Here is a 23815-nt window from a genome sequence, read left to right as displayed (position 1 = left end):
CCGATACTCAAGGAATGTCTAATGCATGCCGCGAGAGGCGGTGTGCTGATTCCCTGCCCGGAGCCCTGCATGCTTGCGATCATCCCCACCCGTGCCAGCGTCGGGCTGTCGGCCCCGGAAGTGGTGGTCGAGGTTCATCTCTCCAACGGCCTGCCGGGCCTGGCCATCGTGGGGCTGCCGGAAGCCGCAGTGAAGGAAAGCCGCGAGCGGGTGCGCAGCGCGCTGATCAACGCCGGCTTCGAGTTTCCCGCCAAGCGCATCACGCTCAATCTGGCCCCGGCGGATCTGCCCAAGGAGGGCGGGCGCTTTGATCTGCCGATCGCGCTGGGCATCCTGGTGGCTTCCGGGCAGATTCCGCAGGAGGCGGTCGGCAAGCTGGAGTGCGTGGGCGAGCTGGCGCTTGACGGTCAGCTGCGCGCCGTCACCGGCGTTCTGCCGGCGGCGCTGGCGGTGGCCGAGGCCGGGCGTCAGCTGCTGCTGCCGGCGGCCAATGCCGATGAGGCGGCGCTGGCAGGGGATCTGGAAGTACTGCCGGTGTCGAACATTCTGGAGGTGGTGGCGCATCTGACCGGCGAGCGCCGCATCACGCCGCATCAGCTGGAGGCGCCGCCGGCCGCGACGCTGGCCGCGGCGGATCTGTGTGACGTGCGCGGCCAGCATCAGGCGCGCCGGGCGCTGGAAGTCGCCGCGGCCGGTGGCCACAACCTCTTGTTCGCCGGCCCGCCCGGCACCGGCAAGACCATGCTCGCCAGTCGGCTGGCGGGTATTCTGCCGCCGCTGACCGAAAGCGAATGCCTGGAGGTTGCGGCGATTCGCTCGGTCTGCGGGCTCGATATCCTCGAGCGCTGGGGCCAGCGCCCGTTTCGCGCTCCGCATCACGGCGCCAGCCCCGCCGCACTGGTCGGCGGTGGCTCAAGACCTCGCCCCGGCGAAATCTCGCTGGCCCACCAGGGCGTGCTGTTTCTCGACGAGCTGCCGGAGTTCGACCGCAAGGTGCTGGAGGCCATGCGCGAACCGCTCGAATCCGGGCGCGTGCACATCGCCCGCGCCAGCCACCAGCGTGAATACCCGGCCCGCTTTCAACTCGTGGCCGCCATGAATCCGTGCCCCTGCGGCCATCTGGGTGATCCGCGCCAGCAGTGCAGCTGCACCCCCAATCAGATTCAGCGCTATCAGGCTCGCCTGTCCGGTCCATTGCTCGATCGCATTGATTTACAGATCGAAGTGCCGGCACTGCCTGCCGAGCAGCTCACCGCCAACACCCAGGGCGAAAACTCTGCGACCGTGCGCGAGCGGGTGATGGCGGCGCGAAGGATTCAATACGCCCGCGGTGGCCTCAACGCCCATCTCTCCACCAGCGAGCTGGAAACCGCCTGCGCACTGGGCGATGACGAGCGCGCGTGGCTCTCCGGCGTGCTGGCGCGGCTCAATCTCTCGGCGCGGGCGTATCACCGCGTGCTCAAGGTCGCGCGGACCATTGCGGATTTAAACGGTGAAGAGAAGGTCGAGAAGGGCGCGCTGATGGAAGCGATCGGCTATCGCCAGCTGGATCGGATGATGGGGCGGGGCGTGTAGTGTAGAGGCGATACGGCCTGATACCCGAGGGTATCAGGCGTTGATGGCGCGTTCCATGCGGTCAAACACCAGCGCGCACTGGCCGTGCCAGTAGCTGTCGAAATCAAAGCGACCCTGCTCACTCTCATACCAGCGATAGGCATCTGCCTTCAGGTTCTCCGCCTGGCGGCTCTTCATGTTGGCGCCCTGCTGGCTGAAGGCCGATCGCAGGATGTCGAACGCTTCGGGTTCAAATCCCTTTTCGGCGCCGGTCACCGCGCAGGTATAGATCGCGACCGCCTGGCTGCCGGGGGTGTTGAACTCATCGCTGATATAGCCCTGTGCCATGACGTTAAGCGATGTCGTGAGCAGAAGGGCGCCGGCCCATAGGGTTTTCATGGTCAGTCTCATGGTGTCTGGTCTGTGTGGTAAAGCGCGGTGATCTCTGACGCAAGCTCTGCCATGGCTGGGGCGTCTGTGCGTTCATCGACCACGTCATGCGTGCGACCCCGCCGATAGCGCTGGCGTCCCTGTCCTTATCGGCGGCATTGATACATAGCTTTACGTAGATTTACATTGGTTCGACAGTAGCCGGGTCTTTTAGTAGGTATGAGCGTCTTTTGTGCTGCCCGGGGGAGGCCCGAACACTTCGCCCAATGGCGAGTCGCGCTTTGATAGGCGTGCGCTAATATGAAAGCCGGCGCTGCAACGGCGGTGTTAAACAAAAAGGCGACAGGGACGGGAGAGTCATCATGCAGGGAATGGCATCAAGGGGCGCGATGGGTCGCCTGCTGACAGGACTGGCGCTGGCCTGGGCACTGGCAGGCTGTGCCAGTAGTGGCGCCATGAGCAGCGATCCAAAGACCGCTGCACAGTCGCCGGAGCGCGCCTGGGGGTCGGTCATGGTGGCCATCGCCGAGGCCGAGCTGTATGAGGACGAAAAATCGGTGGTGGATCTGATCCCGCGTCGTGATCCGGCCGCCATCGTGTCGGACTATCAGGCGCGCACGAGTGACGGACCGCTCTCCCGAGAAGTGCTTGAAACCTTTGTGCGTAAGAACTTCGACGAGCCGCCCGAGAATGAATCGCGCCTGTCCGAGGCGGCCGGCACGCCGATCGATCAGCACATCATCAATCTCTGGCCCTACCTGACCCGCGACCCGGCGGCCACCGATGAAGGCCAGTGGAGCAGTCTGGTGGTGCTGCCGCATCGCTACGTGGTGCCGGGCGGGCGCTTTAACGAAATGTTCTACTGGGACAGCTACTTCACCATGCTGGGGCTGGCCCACAGCGACCGCTACGATCTGGTCCGTGACATGGTCGACAACTTCGCCTGGCTGATCGATCAGTACGGCTTTATTCCCAATGGTACCCGCACCTATTTCCTGACCCGCAGCCAGCCGCCGTTTTTTGCTTCGATGGTGGAGCTGCTGGCCGAACATGACGGCGATGAGGTCTATCAGCGCTATCTGCCCCAGCTTTCGCGCGAATATGACTACTGGATGCGCGGAGGTGAGTCTCTGGCACCGGGACAGGCCAGCGAGCATGTGGTCAGACTCGAGGACGGCACGCTGCTCAACCGCTATCACGGCAGCGAAAACACGCCGCGGCCGGAGTCTTATGCCGGCGAGATTGCGCTGTCGCAGAAGGCGCCCGAGCGGCCCGCGTCAGAAGTCTACGGGGACCTGCGCGCCGCGGCCGAGAGCGGCTGGGACTTCAGTTCGCGCTGGATGGCGGATGGCAGTCAGCAGACCACCATTGCCACCCGCGATTTCGTTCCGGTAGATCTCAATGCGCTGCTGTTTCATCTGGAGGAGACGCTGGCATATGCCTGGCAGCTTGAGGGGAATCGCGATCGCGCCGAGCAGTTCGAGCAGCGCGCCGAAACCCGTCGTGAAGCAATTAATCGGGTCTTCTGGGATGCCGACCGGGGCCTTTATACCGATTACGACTGGCGTGAAAAGCGCCTGAGTCAGGTGGTCTCCGCGGCCATGGTCTATCCGCTTGCCTTTGACGTGGCCGACCGGCCGCGTGCCGAGGCGACTGCGGCGGCCGTCGAGCGCGAGCTGTTGAGGCCGGGCGGCATGGTGACCACCAACCGCCACACCGGCGAGCAGTGGGATGCCCCCAACGGCTGGGCGCCGCTGCAGTGGCTGGCGGTGGATGGCCTGACCCGTTACGGCCAGACGCAGCTGGCCGAGACCATTGCCCGGCGCTGGATCAATACCAATCAACGGGTGTATGACGAGACCGGCAAGCTGGTCGAGAAGTACAACGTGGAAAGCCCCGGTGTGGGCGGCGGCGGCGAGTATGAGGTGGTCGACGGCTTCGGCTGGACCAACGGCGTGCTGCTGGATCTGATGGCACGCTACCCCGGGACTGCGCGCACGCCCTGAGTCTGACGCACTGCGTTATCCACACCCTCTCACCCATCGGCGCCTGTGGACAGACAGGTGCCGATGGGTTCGGGACAGCACCGCGCGCGCAGGTGGGCTATCCTGAGCGGTCCGTTGATATGGTGCAAAGGCGTTTCGATGCAGCTGATTCCTCTTCAGGGCGCGCAGATCCGTCAGTGGCTTGATGCGCTGGCGGCGCTGCGCATCCGGGTCTTTCGTGAATTCCCCTACCTCTACGACGGCTCGCGCGACTACGAGCGCGACTATCTGGAGACCTACGCGCAAAGCGACGACAGCCTCTGTGTGCTGGTACTCGATGACGATCAGGTCGTGGGCATGAGCACGGCATTGCCGCTGGCCCATGAGGATGAGGCGTTCAAGCGCCCTTTCGTTGAGCAGGGGATCGAGGTCGATAGCGTCTGCTATTTCGGCGAGTCGATCTTGTTACCCGAGTATCGCGGTCAGGGGCTGGGCGTGCGCTTTTTCGAGGCGCGCGAGGCCCATGCCCGCACGCTTGCCGGCGTGCAGCATACGGCGTTTTGCGCCGTGGAACGCTCCGCGGACCATCCACTGCGCCCGGCCGGCTACCAGCCGCTGGATAATTTCTGGCGCAAGCGCGGCTATACCTGCCGCCCCGAGCTTTACGCCCGCTACGAGTGGCAGGATATCGACGCCTCAACACCGGATCACAAGACCCTGCGCTTCTGGCTCAAGACGCTCGACTGACGCAATGCCCGGCGCTTCGGCGCCGGTTTCTGACTTTCCCTTTCATTAGGAGTGCCCATGCATCTGGCCCTGTGTCAGTACGCCATCGAGCTGTTTGAACACCCACGCGATTATCAGGCGCATCTGGAGTCGCTCATCGAGCAGGCCGCCCGCCGCGGCGCCGAGCTGCTGGTGATGCCGGAGTATTCAAGTCTGGTCATGACCGGGCAGATGCCCCCTGAGGTGCGCGGTGACCTGCATGAATCCATCGCCGCGCTGCAGGAGATGCTGCCGGACTGGCTGGCGCAGTGCGAAGCACTGGCGAAGCGTTTCGGCATCTATCTGGTACCGGGCAGCGCGTCGGTGCGCGATGACGACGGCGTCTATCGCAATCGTGCCTGGCTTTATGGCCCCAACGGGCTGATCGGCACCCAGGACAAGCTGATCATGACGCGCTTTGAGCGCGAGCACTGGGGCATCGAGGGTGGCAGCGGCCTGCGGGTATTTGAGACCACGCTGGGCAAAATCGGCATTCTGATCTGCTACGACAACGAGTTCCCCATGGCCGCGCGACTGCTGGCCGAGCAGGGCGTGGATCTGATCGTCTCACCAAGCTGTACCGATACCGAATCCGGCTACTACCGGGTGCGTACCGGGGCCCGGGCCCGCGCGCTGGAAAACCAGATTGCCGTGGCGGTCTCGCCCACGGTGGGCGAGGCGGCCTGGTCGCAGGCGCTGGACTACAACTACGGCCGCGCCGGGCTCTATGTGCCGGCCGATATCGGCATGCCGGCCAGCGGTGTGGTAGCGCAGAGCGAGAACATCACCATCGACCGCAGTTCATGGCTGCACGTCGAGCTGGATCTCTCCGCCATTGCCGCGCTGCGCGATGACGGTCAGGTACTCTTGCGCCGCGACTGGCCGGAGCAGTTTGACGCCGAGCGCATGTATGTCATTGATGATGAAAGCCAGAAAAGCTGACGCGCGTCTGTCTTTGCAAGACCGGCGTGAACGGGTTGGTCAGGGCGAAAAAGAGCCACTAGCCTTGGGGTTTTGACGATACGGTCGTCCTCGGTCCGGGAGTCTTGTGTGTTCGCCTTTTTCGAATCGCTGTCGTTGACGGCAGCGCTGGGAGTGTTTGCACTCTGTGCGCTGATTATCGGCACCATCGGTACCTGGCTGACCGGCATTGTCGATCAGCTGGCAGATCGCACCGGGCTGGGCGAGGCGATCGCCGGCTCGGTCATGCTGGGGGCCGCGACGTCCCTTTCGGGCATTATGGTCTCGGTGGCGGCGGCGGCGCGCGGCCAGCCGGAGCTGGCGATGAGCAACGCTCTGGGCGGCATCGCCGTACAGACGGCCTTTCTGGCGTTGGCCGATATCACCTACCGCCGTGCCAATCTGGAGCATGCGGCGCCTTCGATCGGCAACCTGATGCAGTCGACGCTTTTGATCTGTCTGCTGTCGCTGCTGCTGCTCGGTGGCTGGACACCACCCTTCACGATTCTTGGCATCCACCCGGTGACCGTGCTGATGTTTGCCGGCTACGGTTACGGGCTCTTGAAAGTGCGCGATGCCCAGAACAATCCCATGTGGCGGCCCCGGCGTACCCGCGAGACATTTGAGGACTCGCCCGAGGAGAGCAGTGATAAGCGCACGCTGATGATGCTGTGGGTTCAGTTTCTGGCCCTGGCCGCCCTGCTGGGGCTGACCGGTCTGGTGCTGGAGCGTGTGGCTTCGGTCATTACACAGGCGACCGGGCTTTCCGCGACCTCGGTCGGGGCGCTGCTGACGGCAGTCGCCACATCGCTGCCGGAGCTGGTGACCTCGATTGCTGCCGTACGCCGGGGGGCGCTGACCCTGGCAGTGGGAGGCATCATCGGTGGCAACGCCTTTGATACGCTGTTTGCCGCGGCCTCCGATGTGGCCTACCGCGACGGCTCGATCTATCACGTCATGTCGGATGAGGTGATGCTGTGGGTGGCCATTACGCTGCTGATGACCGGGGTGATGCTGATGGGGCTGATTCGCCGTGAACGTCAGAACTGGGGTGGCATCGGCTTTGAAAGCGTGTCGATACTGGTACTTTACGGTCTTGGTGCGGTGCTGACCCTGGTGGGGTGAGCAGGGCAGGAACGACCTTATGACAGGAGAACGCATGACGTCGAAATCTTCAGATACCAATACTCCCAAGGAACTCGGGTTGTGCGATGCCCGTACGCTGCGTGCACTTTATGCGTCGGGACAGGTCTCGCCGGTCGAGGCAACCCGGGCCGCACTTGAGCGCATCGAGCGCTTCAATGGTGATGTGAACGCCTTTTGTCATGTGGATCATGACGGGGCACTGGCGGCAGCCCGCGACAGTGAGGCGCGCTGGCAGCGCGGCGAGCCATTGGGGCCGATCGACGGCATCCCCGCATCGATGAAGGATCTTTCCGAGGTGGCGGGTATGCCGGTACGCGATGGCTCGCTGACCACCGGTGACGACATCTGTGATCACGATGGCCCGCCGGCACAGTTTCTGCGCGAGGCCGGCGCCGTGCTGCTGGGCAAGACCACCACACCCGAATTCGGCTGGAAGGCCACCACCGACAGCCGCGTGACCGGCATTACCCGCAACCCCTGGAACACCGACCTGACGCCCGGTGGCTCCTCCGGCGGGGCGGCCGTGGCCGCGGCGCTCAACATGGGCGTGCTGCACCAGGGCGGCGACAGCGGCGGCTCGATTCGCATCCCGGCCGCCTTTACCGGCGTGTTCGGCTTCAAGTCGACCTATGGCTGGGTCCCGCAGTGGCCGCCGAGCACCATGGCCTCGCTGTCCCACATCGGCCCGATCACCCGCACGGTGGATGACGCCATTGCCATGCTCAACGTCATCGGGCGTTTTCACGGCCATGACTACTTCGCAGTGCCCGGCCAGCCCGCGTGGGGTGAGCAGTGCGACGACGAGGGGCGGCTGGATGGCCTGAAGGTGGCCTTCTGCCCGGCGCTGGGCACCGCCGTCCGCGATGACGAGATCTCCCACTGCGTGGGCCACGCCGCCCATCGTCTGGAGGAGCTCGGCGCGCAGGTCGATCGCATCGAACCGGAAGTGGAAAGCTCGCTGGAGACCTATCGTATTCTCTGGGCCGCGGCCTCGGCCACCCAGGTGGCCGACATGACGCCGCAGCAAAAGGCGCTACTCGACCCGGGGCTTGCCGAGATCGCCGAATGGGGTCGCGCCTTTTCGGCCGTGGACCTGCTGCGTGCCCAGACCATGCGCACCCGGCTCAACCGCCATATGGATCATTTCTTTGGCAGTTACGACCTGATTCTCACGCCCAGCGTGCCCATCGCAGCGTTTGAAGCCGGCCATGAGGTGCCGCCGGGCAGCGGCATGCGTGACTGGATGGAGTGGACCCCCTTCACCTACCCGTTCAATCTGACCCAGCAGCCCGCAGCCTCCGTGCCCTGCGGCTTTACGGCCGCCGGACTGCCGGTCGGTCTGCAGATCGTCGGCGCCCGCTTCGATGATACCCGGGTGCTGCGCGCCTGCCGGGCCTATATGAATGCTTTTCCGCCGCGTTTTCCCGAAGGGATCAATGAAAGCCGAGCGTCTCGACCTTCATGATTTCCGCTCTCAGCCAGTCGATGAAGCGCCTGACCTTTGGTATTCTCAGGTTCTGGTAGGGGCAGACAATCCAGTGTGTGTGGCGTCGGATCAGGGGCGGCTGGTCAACCGGGCATACCAGCCGGCCCTGATCGATATGCTTTTGTGCAACGCGCCGGCCTTCCAGAGCGATGCCACCGCCGCCTGCGGCAAAGTCGAGCGCCATATGGCCCCGGTCAAACAGAATACGCCGCCAGCGCCCGGGCGGTTGAATCTCCGCCAGACTGAACCAGTGATCCCAGTGGATCATGTTCTTGATCGAATGCGTTAAACGAAACTCGAACAGATCATCGGGCGTCAGGCTGGCGGACGCCGCCACGTGGGGCGCGCACAGCGGCATTATGTCGTCTTCCAGCAGTGGCTCGATGTAAAGCCCGCTCCAGATCCCCGACCCATAGCGAATATCGATATCGACCCGCTCGTCCAGGAAGTGGGGCGGTTCGCTGTTGCCGTCGATATGCACCTCGATATCGTCGTTTGCCTTTAAAAAGGTATCGATGCGTCCATTGAGCCAGCAGGCAGCAAAGGTCGGCGCCGCACGAATGCTCAGGGTCTTGATGTCCCGGTAGCCCTTGAGTTTTATCGTGCTGTTCTCGATGTGCATGATCTCCGCTGAAATATCAGCGTAATACTGCTCTCCCACCTCGGTCAGGGTGATTTTCCTGCCGCTGCGATTAAAAAGCTTGACCCCCAGATGACTCTCCAGATGGTGCACCTGTTGATGCACGGCGGACGGCGTGATGCTCAGCTCCACGCCGGCCGCCGTCAGGCTGCCGTTGCGTGCGACGGCATGAAAAACAGCAATGGCCCGGTAGGGAATGGTCATTTTTAGTTTTCCTTAAAAACCGACCTGAAAAAGTCGATTGTCCTTCAAAGTGCCGACGCTGAGTATGGAGAGAAGCAAAAAGACAGCTAAAACATCAGCTTATAGACGTAGGTGCAATAGACCAAAGCACAATACGTTCGAACATGCAGGTGATCAAACCAACGGAGGTAGCGTCATGCTGAGTCAAAAACTGGCCGTCGGCACGCTGGTAATCCTGTTCGCGCAATCTGCGGCAATAGAGGCCAGAACACTGCGCCTAGGCCACGGTGCCACTGAATCCAACCCCCGCCATCAGGCCGCGCTTCTTTTCTCCAAGCGCGTGAACGAGCTTTCAAACGGTGATCTGCAAGTCAACGTCAGCAGCAACGCACAGCTGGGGGATGATCATCAGATGCTGTCGCAGATCCGGCTGGGCTCGCTGGCGCTGTCGATTGGCAGTCAGGGGGCGCTGGGCACCATCGTGCCCGAGGCCAACATGATCGGCCTGCCGTTTCTCTTTGGTGATGTTGAAACGGCTTGGCGCGTCGTGGATGGTGAGGCGGGGCAGATGCTATCGGACAAGGCGCTGAAAAACGGCATCGTGATGCTGGGCTACTGGGACAACGGGCTGCGCCAGATCACCAACAACGTGCGTGCCATCGAGCATCCGCAGGACATGAAGGGACTGAAAATTCGTGTGCCGCCGGATGAGATGGGTAACGACATCGTGGCGGCACTGGCGGCAACGCCCACCCCCATCGATTTCTCCGAAACCTATCTCGCACTACAGCAGAGCGTCGTCGACGGTCAGGAAAACCCCATTGCCAACATCTATTCGCAAAAGTTTTATGAAGTGCAGGACTACCTGTCACTGACCAACCACAAATACGAAGTTTTGCCCTTCATGGCCAGTGCTGCTGTCTGGAACACGCTTTCCGACCAGGAGCAGGCGTGGATGCGACAGGCAGCCGAAGAAGCGCTTACGGCACAGCGCGACATGATGCAGGCACAGCAGGCCGATCAGTTGGCCGACATTCGCGACAGCGGCACAAGGGTGACCGAGGTCAATGCCGACGAGTTTCGTGAAGCTACCCGCAGCGTTTATGGCAAATGGGAGAAAGCCTATCCCGAATTCAGCCAGCTGATCGAATCCGCCGCCGGCAGGGAGCAGGAGTAATGGCGGCCGGGACGCCGGGCGCGGTGGCCGGCCGCTCGCCCGTGCGGGTGGTCGAGACCCTGCGGCTCGCGCTGTATGGCGTTGCGGTCACTGTCGGGGCGATCGCCTTTCTTGCCCTGTTCGTGGTCATCATGGGGGCCGTATTGGCGCGCTACTTCGATTTCGCCTCGGGCAGCGTAATGCAGGCGCTACCACGAATGCTTTTTCCGTGGCTGGTATGTGCCGGATTTGGTGTTGCTGGCCTGAGCGGCCAGCACATCGCCATGGAGGCATTGACGCAGAGAGTCCCGGTACCACTGCAGCGTTGGCTGGCCGTCATTTCCAGCGCGCTGCTGCTGACGCTTTACCTCTTTTTGCTCTGGCAGGTCTTGCGGGTACTGCAGGTTGTAGGCGGCATGAACTATCCGCTGCTGGGCATCTCGCAGGGGTGGGGGTACGGCGCGCTGCTGATGGGGCTGGGACTGATGTTGCTGGGCGCCACCCTTGAGGGGATCAGGGTTTTTTGCACTCCGCCGACTTCTGCTGAAAAGGGCAGCGTTGTTCCCTTCGTTCATCAAGAGGAGAGCACGTCATGACCGCTCTGATGACGGTTCTTTTTGTGGTAGTCATGCTGCTCGGAGTGCCTATCGGGGCCGCGCTGCTGCTGGGCGCCACGGGCGCCATCGTGGCTCTGGGCGACATGCCGGCCAACATTGCCATCATGAATCTGTTTCGACCGATGCAGAATTTCACCTTGGTGGCGATTCCCTTTTTCATCATGTCCGGCGCGCTGATGATGAGCGGCGTCATGGGACAGAAGATCATCGGTCTGGCATCGCTTCTGGTGGGCCGCTTTCGCGGTGGCCTAGGCCAGGTCAACGTGCTGGGCTCGGCACTTTTTGGCGGCGTGTCCGGTTCGGCGGTGGCCGATGCCTCGGCCATGGGGGCGGTGATGATTCCGTGGATGAGTAGAGAAGGATATCCTCCAGCTCTGTCAGGGGCGATTACAGCCTCGTCGTCGATCATCTCGGTACTGATTCCGCCCTCCATTCCACTGCTGATTTTCGCCACCATCTCCAACAGCTCGGTCGCTGATCTGTTCATGGCCGGCGTCATTCCCGGACTGATGCTGACCGTCATGATGATGGGGATCTGCTATCTGCTGGGGTATTTTCGTCACTTTCCGATCTCACGCTTTCTGGGCACACCGCGCGAAATGGGACTGATGGTGCTCTCGGCGCTACCGGCCATTGCGCTGCCGATCATGATTCTGGCCCTGCTGCGACTGGGTATTGCCACGCCAACCGAGGTGAGTGTCACCGCCGTCGCCTATGCGCTGCTGGTGCGTGTATTGATCTATCGCGATCTTGATCTTTCTTCGCTGCTGGCCAGCACTATCGGAACCGTTGCCACAACAGGGGTGGTGATGCTGGTAATTGCCGCCTCCAGCGTCGTCAGCTATGTGCTGGCGGCAGAAAATATCCCTGCGATGATTTCCGACTGGGCGCTTACCACGCTGGGTGAGCCTTGGAAAATCATCGCCATGATGATTGTCATCATGCTCGTGGTGGGCATGTTCATCGATCTGTCGGCCGCCATTTTGCTACTGGGCCCGCTGTTTGTGGTGCTGGCCGACGCCATCGATCTAAGCCTGGTCCAGCTGGGCGTGATGATGACGCTCAATCTGGCCATCGGGCTGTTTACACCCCCCGTGGGCACAACGCTTTTTATCGCCGCAGCGCTGGCGAAAAAAAGCGTCGGCAGCGTGGCTCGTGAGCTGTGGCCCTTCTATCTGGCGGCGGCCCTGGTATTGCTGCTGGTCTCCTATGTCCCTCTTTTCACCCTACAATAAGGATCAACCACGATGAATCTCTATACCCGTCTTGTCGAGCGTGAAGACAACCAGAATCCCATTCGTGTCGGGCTGATCGGCGCCGGCAAGTTTGGCTCCATGTTCCTGACCCAGGTGCGCCATATCCGCGGCATGCAATTGCTGGGGATTGCCGACCTGTCGCTGGATCGCGCCAGAAAGGCGCTGGACGACACAGGCTGGGACAGCGATCGGGTCATTACCGACGATTTTTCCAGGGCGCTTGACCAGGGATTGACCTGTTTGACCGAGGATGCCGAAACGCTGATATCGGCTTCTGGACTGGATGTGGTCATCGATGCCACCGGCCACCCGGCAGCAGGCATTCGACACGCGCTATTGGCAGCAGAGCATGGCCGCCATATGGTCATGGTTAATGTGGAAGCTGATGTGCTGGCCGGGCGCTATCTGGCGAATGTTTTTCAACAAGCAGGGCTGGTATACACCATGGCATATGGTGACCAGCCGGCGCTTGTATGTGAGATGGTTGACTGGGCACGAGCCTGTGGTTTTTCAGTGGTGGCAGCAGGCAAGGGAACCAAGTTTCTGCCTCATTATCGACAGTCGACACCGGATACCATCTGGGACTATTACGGCCTGACTCCCGAGCAGGCCAGCGCCGGTGGCATGAATCCCCAGATGTTCAACTCCTTTCTCGATGGCACCAAGTCTGCCATTGAGATGGCGGCTATCTCTAACGCGACAGGACTGAAGGCGCCCGCTGAAGGGCTACTGTTTCCGCCTTGTGGCTGCCACGATCTTCCGCGAATTCTCAAGCCTTCAGAACATGGAGGAATGCTGGAACAGGCCGGCATGGTCGAGGTCATTTCCAGCGAAGAGCGCGACGGGCGCCATGTTTTCAACGATCTTCGCTGGGGGGTGTATATCACCTTTGAAGCGATGGATAGTGATCGGCGCGGAGACTATGCGCGGCGCTGCTTCCGTGAATATCATGTCAATACTGATGACAGCGGCCGCTATGCGTCACTGTTTCGCCCATCTCACCTGATTGGTCAGGAGCTTGGCATCAGCGTTGCAAGCGCCGTGATTCGAGGCGAAGCAACGGGGGCATCAAACGCCTTCCATTCCGATGTAGTGGCAGTGGCCAAAAAACGGCTTGTGGCCGGAGAACAACTGGACGGCGAAGGAGGATTCACGGTCTGGGGTCGGCTGATGCGTGCCAATGATTCCCTGTCCATGGGCGCGCTCCCGATCGGACTGGCAAGCCGTGTGGCGCTAAAGCGTGATGTACCGGTAGGAGACGTTGTGCGCTGGGAGGATGTCGACATACCCGAAAGCCAAGCAGTAAGCATACGTCGTGCCATGGAAGCGATGTAAGCTTTTAGGAAAAGCAGATGCCGAACGGGATTGTCCGGCATCTGCTTTTTTTCGGGCAACGAAGCCGCCGATCATTGAGGCGCTTTGACTACTCGGCGGCTTCGATATTCACTCGCGTCACGGCGTTATAACAACAGCCGTGATCGTTCCACACCATGCGCTCAGGCTGTTCGTGGCCGCGGTCATCGCGTGCGCGGACATACAGAACATGCCGCCCGGGGTCGAGCTGACAGGTCAGCGACCAGCAGACCCAGGCGCCGGCGATGTTGGGCGTGTGAAGGATGGCCGCCTGCCAGTCGCCGTCGTCAAGGCGGCACTCGACATCGGTGATCTGCCCCTCGCCCGACAGCGCCCGCCCGCGCAGCATCGTCTTCCCAGCAGGCAGTCGGGCGTCGTCGTCCAGATCCACCAGACTCATGACCGGCATGGTGGTGATAGGGATGCCATCTGCCTCGCCTTCGGCCGGATAGTCGGGGCCGGCCAGGGTGTAGTCCTTCGTGTTCCAGTAGGTGTTGCGCGCCTCGCGCGAGACCTCGATGCGCCCCAGCCACTTGACGCTGGCCGCGCCCAGCCACCCGGACACCACCAGGCGTGCGGGGAACCCGTGGTCGATCGGCAGCGGTTCGCCGTTCATGGCAAGCGCAATGGTGGTGTCATCGGCCAGTGCCTTGTCAATCGGCAGCGGCCGGGCGAAGCGGCCGCTGTCGAGCCCTTCGGGCAGGACATGAAAGGCGTCTTCTGCCACGCCTGCCAGTGCCAGCACATCGCGCAGGCGCACGCCGCTCCATTCGGCCACGCCCACGGCGCCCAGCCTCCACTGGGCGCCTTCGGCCGCCTTGCCGAAGTCACGGGCAAAGAAGGCGCGTGCGTTGCCGGCACACTCGATGGCGCGAATGACGCTGATGCGCGGCAGTTGTTCGAGATCGGCAAGGCTCAGTGACTGTTCGCGCGACAGGGCGTCCCCGGTGAGCGTCAGCTGCCAGTCGGCAGCGGCCAGTTCGGGAATATCAAAATGGCTGCGCACAAAAAACTGACGGTTGGGGGTGAGATAGCCCGGCAGTCGCGACAGGCGTGTCTCGACGTTGGTGGCGCCCCCCTCTTCAGGGTGGCGGAAGTATTTGGCAGGCAGGGGTTTGAAAATGCCGGGGTGATAGCTCATGACGAAACGCTCCAGACAGACCGTGAAAGACGACTCTCTTGAGCGTAGCGGCTTTTATCGACAGGTCATGCCGGGCAGGCTTTGTCAGCGGTTGGAGTAGACCGTGTCTTCCTCGGCGAGGGCCGGATGGTCGTGGTTCCAGACAATGGCGGGCACGTCCGCATTCTTGTGAGAGGCGCGTACGCTCTGCTCCAGAGAGGGCCCGTCAATATTGACGAAAGAGGCAGTGACCAGCTTGCGGCGAGACAGGTTCTTGCTCAGGCGATAGCGCAGCGACAGGGCCAGCAGGGTGTCGGTGGCCTCATTGACGCCTTCCTTATCAGCGATGCGATGCTGCATGGCGCGCGCCTGGGCGTAGCGTGTGGCGAAGTCCGCTTCATCGCGACCATAAAGCTCACGCAGCATCTTGCCGATCTGCAGGGCGGTGGATACCGCCGGCTGGGTCACGCCAGTCGTCATCCGGGCGCAGTCGATCGCGCGCAGCGGCGCCTGTGGGTCCTGCGTGGAGACCATCAGATTGCCGGTATTGATATCCAGATGGCAGATGCGGGCGTGATGAAAGGCGCGCAGCAGATCTTCAAGGCCCTGTAGCAGCACTCGGCGCTGATGGCTGTCGGCGGCGGAGAAGGCTTCCCCCAGATTGATCCAGCCCTCGAGCCAGGGCTGAATCAAAAGCTGGTGGTCGGGTATGCCGCCGCGCAGGAGTTCGCCCAGACACAGGACGTCAAGGCCCTGACCGGTGCGCTCGTTGAGCGTCAGGGTGTTGTCGACTTCGGCGCTGCCGTGGTCATGGCCGAAGAGCCGGTTTTGCACCCCCAGCAGGGCACCGAAACGCTTTCGCAGTGACGGCAGGGCAATCTCCTTGGCAAAGAAATCGCCCGGGGTTGCCTGAATGCGAAAGATGCTGCGCCCCTTGCGCTCGCGCAGGGTCGTGACGCTGTCGTCTTCGCTGCCGCAAAGGTGCTGATCCATGCGTCGTGCCGCCTCATACGCACGGTCATTATCGGCCAGCCACCACTGCCAGGGAGAACCGGGAAAGTGGACGGGACCATGAAAATGACGCTGCAGGACGTCGGGACGTCCACGGCGGCGCTGGCGATCGGAGATGTTCATGATTGGAAGTACCGGTACAGATCCTGGGCGGGCGATGGGATCAAGCACTGTGTTGCGGTTTGCCACCAGGACTTCGTTAACAGGCTAAAGCTTTCCTGCAATATAAGAACACTGTTCGCTTATGTCCAGAGTCTTTTAACACGATCTTAACAATTTGATGGTACAGAGCGGGTCGGACGCATCAGGACCTGCCGTCAGGAAAGCGTCATACCGGAACAATGGCGGAGGCTCTGCCCTCGAAAAAGGGCAGAGTGTGGCGAAGGGAGTGGCTGTTTCAGCCCTGCAGGACGTTTTTGAGCGCGGCCAGGCGATCGGGGGTCAGGGCGTTTTCGACGGCTGAAATGCGCAGTACATGGCCCAGGGCCGGATGGGGGGGGCGGTGCACGATGATGTCCTCTGCCAGCAGGGTCTGCTGTACCTCGAAGGCCCGGTCGGCATCCGGCAGGCGCACGGCCAGGAAGTTGGTGGCCGAGGGTAAAACGTCGCTACCCCATTCAAGCAGCTGCGCTGTCAGCTGCTCGCGTCTGTCGATCACGTCCTGAACGTGCTGCTCGACCTCGTCATAATGGGCCAGCACGACCCCGGCGGCGGCCAGTGACACCGAGGAAACGGCATTGTGGATTCGAACCTTGTACATGACCTCGAGCAGCTCGGGGGCGGCAATGGCGTAGCCGATACGCAGGCCGGCCAGACCGTGCGCCTTGGAGAAGGTGCGAAGGCGTACCACGCCTTGCATGGGCGTGCTGTCGCCCTGATCCGAACGAAATTCGTGATAGGCCTCATCCAGCAGAAGATGGCACGTCGGCGGCAGGTTATCGACGAGATACGCGATGTCGGCCTCCGTCAGGCAGTGGCCGCTGGGGTTGTCCGGATTGACCAGATACAAAAGCCTGGCGTTGTGCAGCCAGGCCGCCTGCAGCAGGGCCTCAACATCGGGCGCCAGAACGCCGGGCGCTTCCTGATAGGCCACTTCGACCAGACGGCAGCCGTGTCCTTCGGCGAAGTAGCGAAAGGTCGGGTAGGTGCCGGCACTGGTGACCACGGTGGCGCCGGTATCGCACAGGGTGCGCAGGGTCAGCGCAATCAGGCTGTCGGCGCCGGCATCCACCAGCAGGGCCTCAAAGGGCGTGTTCAGCCGCTCGGCCAGCTGCTGGCGCAGGTCAAAGGCCTGCGTATCGCCATAGGTGCGCGCCAGCTCGGCCACCGGGGCGCCCAGCGCCTCGGACAGTGCCCGATGCGGCATGTCCAGACTTTCATTGGAGCCCAGCTGATGGGGTAGTGCCCGGCCCAGGCGGCGTTCCAGGGCCTTGTGCCCCGGGAAGGGGTTGTCCGGTCCTTCGCGATCAAGATGCGATGCACGCATGGAATGTACTCCGGTTCATGAATAAAGGGTGATCAGGCGGAGGCACGGTGATCACGGCGCCGGGGTCGTGGCTGCCCTTGACAGGGGGAGTCCCAGCTCATCGAAGGCGCCGTCGATCTCCTTTTGCCACCAGATGTCGTCACTGTCGCCGCGTCTGAGCGTCAATGTCAGCGTATAGGGATAGAGCTTTCGATCCGACAGCGTGATGGCGCCCAATGGCGCTTCCAGCATGGATGACAGGCGCCACTGGTTGGCGGGCGTGCCGGCCTGCGCGGGGGCCTCTGTCACGGAGAGCACCTGCGGCCCGTGGCGGGCGCTGAGCAACCGCCGGGTCAGGGCATCGTTGAAGCGGGCATCGGCCTGCTCGCCGAAGTCGGTATCGGTCTGCACGGGGGTGACAAGAATGACGCGGTTGCTCGGGTCATCCGGCCAGGCGGGCTCTTTGAGCACGTCGGTGGCGGCGGTCTGCCCCAGATTTTCCAGCGGTGTGCGATGGCGCGAGAGGTCGTTTTCCACTCCGGCGCAGCCCGCCATGACAAGCGTCAGCAGCACAGGCAATGCCCATCGCATCATGAGGGGGCCTCGGGCGTGTCGGCAGTGGTGATGCATGAATTCTGGGTCTGTGTGATCAGAAAGCGATGCAGATCCCTGAAAAGGGTCTGGCGGATATCCGGTGATTCGTTGACCAGATGGTGTCGGGCGTCCTGATGATAGACGATTTGAGCCGCGGGCAGCAGCCGGCGCAGCACCTCGAGGTTCCACCGCCAGTCCACGGTGGCGTCCTGCCGCCCCTGCAGGATCAATGCCGGCAGCGCGCTGGGCGGCAGCCTTCGAACATGGGCCATCCAGTCACGCATGGCACCGACCCAGACCAGCGGCAGAGTCTCGGCCTGCAGCGGATCTTCATGGCGCAGAAAGGCGGTAAAGGCCAGATGGGTCGTGTTGGGACGGTAGTGGCGCGGGATGCTGCGAATAAAGGGTGTGGCCAGCCGGTGCATCAGATGAGAGCGGTGCCACTTGCAGGGGCGCACCAGCGGGGCCAGCAAAGCCAGTGACTGCCAGGGGTGTTGATCGGCGCGCTCCAGCACATCGGTGGCGAGGATGGCCGCGCCGGTGCTCTGTCCGATGCCGATCAGCGGTGCCTGCACGAGGCCTTTTGCGTTGAGGTGTGCGAGCAGGGCCCGCAGACACTGGGTATAGGTGGCAAAGTCATCGATGGCGGCGCGCTCGCCGCTGGACAGCCCGTGCCCCGGCAGGTCCCAGAGCACCACGCGAAAGCCGTCATTCAGCAGCAGGCGCAGCAGATGGCCATAAAGGCCCAGATGATCGAAATAGCCGTGTACGACCACGATCGTGCCACGAAGTGTGGTTTGCGGCGGTGTCCAGACCTGGGTCCAGAGGCGAAACTCACCGACCTGTACATGGCCCGACTCGATCTCGCGGGCCTGAGGGATCAGATCCTCCAGGGCGTAATGGCGAAAATACTGCGCCATGACGCCTGTCGGTGGCAGGACCAGAGGCGCCAGCGGGCCGGCATTCAGCAGATCGGAAAAATCGGGTAAGGGCATTGTCATGAACGCTCATGCTCGCGCCACGCCGGTCGCGCAGTCAGAAATGATTATGAAGACTCGGGGCGTCGGCGCAAGGCAGTCACGCCCAGCATCACCCAGCCGGCCATCATCACAAGGCCGCCCAGGGGGGTGATCGGCCCCAGTAGCGGTGGCCCGCCCAGCGCCAGCAGATACAGCGAGCCGGAAAAGAGCAGCATGCCAACGCCCCAGAGTGCCAGCACCAGGCGCTGGCCCTTGAGGGGCACGCTTTCTCGCCAGATGAGAATCATCATGAAGGCCAGCGTATGCCAGGCCTGATAGCGTACGCCGGTATGCCAGGCGTTGAGGGCGCCGGCGTCCAGCCGGTCGGCCAGGCCGTGGGCACCCCAGGCACCCAGAACAACCACACCCAGTCCGGAGAGGGCAGCAACGAGCCAGAGAAGGCGCGATGGCATGGGGACATACTCCTATTGAATCGGGCATTTGGCCTTGAATCCGTGTATGGTCGCACGCACGCGCCCGAGCCACCAGGTAGCGCGTTCGGATCGGTGGCTCTGATCAATAACACACCATAAGAGTAATGCCTCCGTGACAGTGAGGCATGGCGGGGATTTCCCATGGAATTTATCACTACCGTTGAAAATGCCATCTATGCCGTGATGAATCCGATCAGCGGTTTTATCTGGTCGTTCATCCTGGTCTATCTGCTGCTGGGGGCGGGTATCATCTTTACCATTGCGACCCGGTTCATGCAGTTTCGTCTGCTGGGTCACATGGCCCGCGTGACCTTTACCAGCCGGGGCAGCGGTGAAGGCGTGAGTGCCTTTCAGGCCTTTGCCACCTCACTGGCCGCGCGCGTGGGCACCGGCAACCTGGCCGGCGTCGCGCTGGCACTGTGGGTCGGCGGCCCCGGTGCCATCTTCTGGATGTGGATGACCGCCATCATCGGTCTGGCCACGGCCTTTATCGAGTCCACCCTGGGGCAGGTCTACAAGATCGAGCACAAGGACGGTGTCTTTCGCGGCGGCCCGGCCTATTACATCGAGCGCGGGCTGGGTCAGCGCTGGATGGGCTGTCTGTTCGCGATCTTTTTGATTATCGCCTTTGGTCTGGCCTTTTGCGGTGCGCAGTCCAACACCATCGCCCAGGCCGTTGACGGCGCCTTTGCCGTGCCGACCTGGATCACCGGGGTTGTGCTGGTCGCCCTGACCGCACTGGTGATCTATGGCGGCATCCGTTCGGTGGCGCGCGCTGCCGAAAAGATCGTGCCGATCATGGCGATCGCCTATCTGCTGGTGGCGCTCTACGTGCTGTTTGCCAACATCACTGCCGTGCCCGAGATGCTGGCGCTGATCGTCAAGAGTGCCTTCGGCTTCGGTCCGGCCATCGGTGGCGCCGCCGGCTACTCCATCAAGATTGCGATGGAAAACGGCATCAAGCGCGGGCTGTTCTCCAACGAGGCCGGCATGGGCTCGGCGCCCAACGCGGCGGCCACGGCCACGGTCAAGCATCCTGCCGCGCAGGGGCTGGTGCAGTCCTTTGGCGTGGTCATCGACACCCTGATCATCTGCACCTGTACGGCCGTGGTGATTCTGCTCTCCGGGGTCTATGACACGCTGATGACCACCTCGCCGGGTCAGTCGATCGAGGGCATCACCCTGACCCAGGAGGCGATGGTCGATCACCTGGGCAGCTTCGGTGAGATCTTCATTGCCATTGCGATCTTCTTTTTCGCCTTCACCTCGATTCTGGCCAACTTTGCCTACAGCGCGGTCAACGTCGAGTATCTCTTCCCGCGTCACAGCGACCGGGCGGTGTCGGTCATTCGCATCATGATTCTGGCGATGGTGATGATCGGCGCGGTGGCCAATCTGACGTTTGTGTGGAACTTCGCCGATCTTGCGATGGGGCTGATGGCGACCACCAACCTGATTGCCATGCTGCTTTTGGCGCCGGTGGCCATCCGCGTGTTGAAGGATTACGAGCGCCAGCGCAACAGCGGCGTCAAGGAGCCGGTCTTTGATCCGAGCGTGCTCAAAAAGCCCGAGCAGCTGGCGAAGGGGGTCTGGACATCCCCTGAAGGCGCCGCGAAACGGTAGGAGCGCCCCGGGAGGCGACGTTATAATGCCTCTCCCCGATGCCAATGCAGGATGTGACATGCAGCTATACATCAATGGGGAGGCGCGCCGGGTCGATCAGATCGAAAGTGTGGCTGACCTGATCGAAACACTTTCGCTGACCGGGCGGCGCATTGCCGTGGAGGTCAACGAGGCCATCGTGCCGCGCACCCGTCATGCGACCACGACGCTCAACGAGGGCGATCGTGTCGAGATTGTTCATGCCATCGGCGGCGGCTGATACGGCCGCACCGAGGGCAATCGCATCAGAACCCCCGAACGGGTTCGAGGAGAACATCATGAGCACTGATTCCCAGTGGGACAGCCCCCTGACCATTGCCGGGCGAACCTTTACCTCGCGCCTGCTGGTCGGGACCGGCAAGTATCGTGACCTTGAAGAAACCGGCGCGGCGGTTGCGGCCAGTGGCGCCGAGATCGTCACGGTTGCCGTGCGTCGCTCCAACATCGGGCAGAATCCGGACGAGCCCAATCTGCTCGATGTCATTAATCCCGAGCGCTATACCATCCTGCCCAATACGGCCGGCTGCTATAACGCGCGAGATGCGGTACGCACCTGCCAGCTCGCCCGCGAGCTGCTGGATGGCCACAACCTGGTCAAGCTGGAAGTGCTGGGCAACGACCATACGCTCTATCCCAACGTGATGGAGACCCTCAGCGCGGCACGCACGCTGATCGAGGACGGCTTTGATGTCATGGTGTATACCAGTGACGACCCGATTGTGGCGGCCGAGCTTGAGTCGATGGGCTGCTGTGCGGTCATGCCGCTGGGCTCGCTGATCGGCTCCGGCCACGGCCTGCTCAATCCGCATGCGCTGTCGCTGATCGTCGACAATGCCCGTGTGCCGATTCTGGTCGATGCCGGTATCGGCACGCCTTCTGACGCGGCCATGGCCATGGAGCTGGGCTGTGATGGTGTGCTGATCAATTCGGCCATCGCCCACGCGCGTCAGCCGGTGCTGATGGCCAGCGCCATGAAAAAGGCCGTCGAAGCCGGGCGTGAAGCCCGCCTGGCCGAGCGCATGGGCAGAAAGACCTATGCCGCCAGCCCCTCATCGCCCAGTGAAGGCCTGATTACCGGCTGACCCCGGGTCATGACCCGTTCCACCGTTTTTGACGATACTTGTGATGACAGAAGAAGCAACGCCGGGCCCTGAAGCCGGTGAAGAGACGCCGCACCGCGGCATCAAGAGTTATGTGGTACGCAGCGGACGCATGACCCTGGCCCAGCGCCGCGGCCTGGAAGAGGTCTTTCCCCGGCTGGGCCTGACGCTCGAGCAGGGCCATCTGGACCTGGAAGCACTGTTCGGGCGCCGGGCGCCATGCGTGGTCGAGATCGGCTTTGGCATGGGCGGCTCGCTGTTCGAGCAGGCCATGGCCAATCCGGAGGCCGACTTCATCGGTATCGAGGTACATCCGCCGGGCGTGGGCAAGCTGCTTGATGACGTCGACAAGGCGGGCCTGTCCAACGTTCGCGTCTATCGCGAGGACGCGCTGAAGGTGCTCGATGACTGTCTGCCCGCCGAATCGATCGATACGCTGCAGCTCTTCTTTCCCGATCCCTGGCCCAAAAAGCGTCATCACAAGCGCCGGATCGTGCAGCCGGCCTTTATCGATCGTGTGCATCGCGTTCTCAAGCCGAACGGTCGTTTCCACATGGCCACCGACTGGCAGCCGTATGCCGAATACATGGTCGAGACCATGAACGAGGTGGCCGGGTTTAAAACGCTGGCACAGGACGGTGATTACGTCCCGCGTCCGGACTTTCGGCCGCTCACCAAGTTTGAAACCCGCGGTGAGCGGCTGGGGCATGGCGTGTGGGATCTGATCTATCAGCGCACTGACCGGGCCTGAACCGGCGGATATCAATGTCGGGGTCATGTGACCGACGTAAAAAAGCCGCCCAATCGGGCGGCTCAAGGACCGTGACTAGCTTGATGAGGAGATGAACCACTCGATACCTGACATATCGGGTTGTTCATGTGGTGACTGGCGATCACCACATCTCAAAGATAACCATTCTCATTTGGCCAGTCAAGACAAATGAGAATATTTTTTAAATGAATGTCTGCTGTTATTGACCACGCCTGTCTATCCTCTGCGCAATGCCTGCCTGATCACCGGACGCTTTTTCATGTCGAGACCCGTGTCGTCTTCTCAAATCCCCTCGCTGCGCTGGCTCAACACGCTGGTCATCGTCACGCTGATTACGGTCACCGTGGCCATCGCCTATCTGGGTTATTACTACGTCGGTGCCGGCAATCGATCGCAGGCCACCTGGTTTGCCCCCGAGCTTGAGTGCCGACCGCTGAGTGAGCGCTGCTTTACGGCGCTGGGCCGCTTCGGCGAGATGCAGGCGCAGTGGCATTACCGGGAAGGACAGCTGAGCGTGGATATGGTGCTGGATGGTCTGGAGGCCGAGCAGGTTAAAGCGCAGCTTGAGGAAACCGGCAGTCACCCGCGTCATACAACCATAACACTGGCGTCCGCGGCGCCCGGTCACTATTACGGCACGTTTGATTTTCCCGCGTGCGGTAGCGAGACGCAGCGTGTGCGCGGCAGTCTTGTGGTGGCAACTTCCCGGGGGCTTCTGGGCAGCTGGTACGATCTGTCGCTGCCGTGTCGCTGATGCACAATGTCACGGCGGCTGAAACATGAATTTTCCTATTAATTATCCACACGGCGTTGGGAATTTTTGCTTGACAGAAAGTAAAGCGCCTCAATGCGGGATTTTGGCCGTCATCTGACCGTGTTTCTCTAAATAATGAGAGTAAACAGAGCGTTATGGTTTTTACAGCTTTTTTCTTTGCCGCATTTGCCATCAGCGCAGCAGGGGTGTGCGACATTTATACACAGGTCGTAAGCCGGTCATAAAACAGTACCTCACAACCTTATCCACAGGGTATTTTGGCCGGGTTTATCCACCGCCCATTACACGGCGTCAGGCATCAAACCGCCGGGGCCGGGCATAAAAAAGCCACCGGGCGATCAGGCCCGGTGGCTGGTACCTCACACTGCATTT

The 23815-nt window shown here is 62.0% G+C and carries 23 protein-coding genes; 15 read left to right on the top strand and 8 right to left on the bottom strand.

The window, feature by feature from the left end:
• Window positions 1-69 precede the first annotated feature (69 nt).
• Complete coding sequence (locus C8D72_RS15045) at window positions 70-1575, top strand: YifB family Mg chelatase-like AAA ATPase (protein WP_115855422.1); 1506 nt, start codon at window positions 70-72, stop codon at window positions 1573-1575.
• Between the two features lie 33 nt (window positions 1576-1608).
• Here C8D72_RS15045 and C8D72_RS15040 read toward each other — a convergent pair whose 3' ends face one another.
• Window positions 1609-1953, bottom strand: coding sequence for a hypothetical protein (locus C8D72_RS15040; protein ID WP_115855274.1), 345 nt, complete (start codon window positions 1951-1953; stop codon window positions 1609-1611).
• A gap of 353 nt (window positions 1954-2306) precedes the next feature.
• On the opposite strand from C8D72_RS15040, the gene treA reads away from it, so the two are divergent.
• The 5 genes from treA (at window position 2307) to C8D72_RS15015 (ending at window position 8265) form a co-directional block, all read left to right on the top strand.
• Complete coding sequence (gene treA, locus C8D72_RS15035) at window positions 2307-3950, top strand: alpha,alpha-trehalase TreA (protein WP_245955288.1); 1644 nt, start codon at window positions 2307-2309, stop codon at window positions 3948-3950.
• Between the two features lie 138 nt (window positions 3951-4088).
• On the top strand, window positions 4089-4676 hold the full coding sequence (locus C8D72_RS15030; protein WP_115855272.1) for a GNAT family N-acetyltransferase: 588 nt from the start codon (window positions 4089-4091) through the stop codon (window positions 4674-4676).
• Window positions 4677-4733: 57 nt separating this feature from the next.
• Window positions 4734-5636: a carbon-nitrogen hydrolase family protein gene (locus C8D72_RS15025; protein WP_115855271.1), complete on the top strand. Its 903-nt coding sequence runs from the start codon at window positions 4734-4736 to the stop codon at window positions 5634-5636.
• 108 nt (window positions 5637-5744) lie between these two features.
• Window positions 5745-6779, top strand: a complete 1035-nt coding sequence (locus C8D72_RS15020; protein WP_115855270.1) for a sodium:calcium antiporter — start codon at window positions 5745-5747, stop codon at window positions 6777-6779.
• 34 nt (window positions 6780-6813) lie between these two features.
• Window positions 6814-8265, top strand: coding sequence for an amidase (locus C8D72_RS15015; RefSeq protein WP_115855269.1), 1452 nt, complete (start codon window positions 6814-6816; stop codon window positions 8263-8265).
• On the opposite strand, the gene C8D72_RS15010 is transcribed toward C8D72_RS15015, so the two are convergent.
• Window positions 8234-9130 carry a LysR substrate-binding domain-containing protein gene (locus C8D72_RS15010; RefSeq protein WP_115855268.1) on the bottom strand — a complete coding sequence of 299 codons (897 nt, stop codon included), beginning with the start codon at window positions 9128-9130 and terminating at the stop codon, window positions 8234-8236. The two genes, C8D72_RS15015 and C8D72_RS15010, sit on opposite strands and share 32 nt — an antisense overlap.
• A 175-nt stretch (window positions 9131-9305) precedes the next feature.
• Between C8D72_RS15010 and C8D72_RS15005 the strand changes: the two genes are divergently transcribed.
• From C8D72_RS15005 to C8D72_RS14990, 4 genes are read left to right on the top strand one after another with little or no spacing between them, the layout of a single operon-like run.
• Complete coding sequence (locus C8D72_RS15005; RefSeq protein WP_115855267.1) at window positions 9306-10286, top strand: TRAP transporter substrate-binding protein; 981 nt, start codon at window positions 9306-9308, stop codon at window positions 10284-10286.
• The gene (locus C8D72_RS15000) at window positions 10286-10861 is read left to right on the top strand and encodes a TRAP transporter small permease (RefSeq protein ID WP_170140620.1); all 576 of its coding nucleotides are present in this window, start codon (window positions 10286-10288) and stop codon (window positions 10859-10861) included. The genes C8D72_RS15005 and C8D72_RS15000 overlap by 1 nt, the downstream gene beginning before the upstream one ends.
• Window positions 10858-12117 (top strand): TRAP transporter large permease, encoded by a 1260-nt coding sequence (locus C8D72_RS14995; RefSeq protein ID WP_115855265.1) that lies wholly within the window; start codon window positions 10858-10860, stop codon window positions 12115-12117. Before C8D72_RS15000 ends, C8D72_RS14995 begins: the two co-directional genes overlap by 4 nt.
• A 12-nt stretch (window positions 12118-12129) precedes the next feature.
• On the top strand, window positions 12130-13473 hold the full coding sequence (locus tag C8D72_RS14990) for an NAD(P)H-dependent oxidoreductase (RefSeq protein WP_115855264.1): 1344 nt from the start codon (window positions 12130-12132) through the stop codon (window positions 13471-13473).
• 88 nt (window positions 13474-13561) lie between these two features.
• Here the strand turns inward: C8D72_RS14990 and C8D72_RS14985 are convergent, their stop codons facing one another.
• The 6 genes from C8D72_RS14985 to C8D72_RS14960 all read right to left on the bottom strand — a co-directional run bounded on the left by C8D72_RS14985 (window position 13562) and on the right by C8D72_RS14960 (window position 19113).
• Window positions 13562-14632: a sulfite oxidase gene (locus C8D72_RS14985; RefSeq protein WP_115855263.1), complete on the bottom strand. Its 1071-nt coding sequence runs from the start codon at window positions 14630-14632 to the stop codon at window positions 13562-13564.
• An 84-nt stretch (window positions 14633-14716) separates the two neighbouring features.
• Window positions 14717-15745: a protein kinase family protein gene (locus tag C8D72_RS14980; protein ID WP_115855262.1), complete on the bottom strand. Its 1029-nt coding sequence runs from the start codon at window positions 15743-15745 to the stop codon at window positions 14717-14719.
• Between the two features lie 274 nt (window positions 15746-16019).
• Window positions 16020-17108: a pyridoxal phosphate-dependent aminotransferase gene (locus C8D72_RS14975; protein ID WP_115855261.1), complete on the bottom strand. Its 1089-nt coding sequence runs from the start codon at window positions 17106-17108 to the stop codon at window positions 16020-16022.
• Between the two features lie 51 nt (window positions 17109-17159).
• Window positions 17160-17681: a hypothetical protein gene (locus C8D72_RS14970; protein WP_147301550.1), complete on the bottom strand. Its 522-nt coding sequence runs from the start codon at window positions 17679-17681 to the stop codon at window positions 17160-17162.
• Entirely contained in the window at window positions 17678-18682 is a 1005-nt protein-coding gene (locus C8D72_RS14965) for an alpha/beta hydrolase (RefSeq protein ID WP_115855259.1), read from the bottom strand. The genes C8D72_RS14970 and C8D72_RS14965 overlap by 4 nt, the downstream gene beginning before the upstream one ends.
• A gap of 44 nt (window positions 18683-18726) precedes the next feature.
• Entirely contained in the window at window positions 18727-19113 is a 387-nt protein-coding gene (locus tag C8D72_RS14960) for a DUF423 domain-containing protein (RefSeq protein ID WP_115855258.1), read from the bottom strand.
• Between the two features lie 162 nt (window positions 19114-19275).
• Between C8D72_RS14960 and C8D72_RS14955 the strand changes: the two genes are divergently transcribed.
• From C8D72_RS14955 to C8D72_RS14935, 5 genes are all read left to right on the top strand, one after another.
• Window positions 19276-20757: an alanine/glycine:cation symporter family protein gene (locus C8D72_RS14955; RefSeq protein WP_115855257.1), complete on the top strand. Its 1482-nt coding sequence runs from the start codon at window positions 19276-19278 to the stop codon at window positions 20755-20757.
• Between the two features lie 58 nt (window positions 20758-20815).
• Window positions 20816-21016 carry a sulfur carrier protein ThiS gene (gene thiS / locus C8D72_RS14950; protein ID WP_115855256.1) on the top strand — a complete coding sequence of 67 codons (201 nt, stop codon included), beginning with the start codon at window positions 20816-20818 and terminating at the stop codon, window positions 21014-21016.
• A 58-nt stretch (window positions 21017-21074) separates the two neighbouring features.
• Complete coding sequence (locus tag C8D72_RS14945) at window positions 21075-21878, top strand: thiazole synthase (protein ID WP_115855255.1); 804 nt, start codon at window positions 21075-21077, stop codon at window positions 21876-21878.
• A gap of 43 nt (window positions 21879-21921) precedes the next feature.
• Entirely contained in the window at window positions 21922-22647 is a 726-nt protein-coding gene (gene trmB, locus C8D72_RS14940) for a tRNA (guanosine(46)-N7)-methyltransferase TrmB (RefSeq protein ID WP_115855254.1), read from the top strand.
• Window positions 22648-22927: 280 nt separating this feature from the next.
• The gene (locus C8D72_RS14935) at window positions 22928-23422 is read left to right on the top strand and encodes a hypothetical protein (RefSeq protein ID WP_147301549.1); all 495 of its coding nucleotides are present in this window, start codon (window positions 22928-22930) and stop codon (window positions 23420-23422) included.
• The last annotated feature ends 393 nt before the right edge of the window (window positions 23423-23815 follow it).

It is taken from the genome of Kushneria indalinina DSM 14324 (assembly GCF_003385845.1).
GTDB classification, from domain to species: Bacteria; Pseudomonadota; Gammaproteobacteria; order Pseudomonadales; family Halomonadaceae; genus Kushneria; species Kushneria indalinina.
This window is presented reverse-complemented; position numbering and strand designations above follow the sequence as displayed.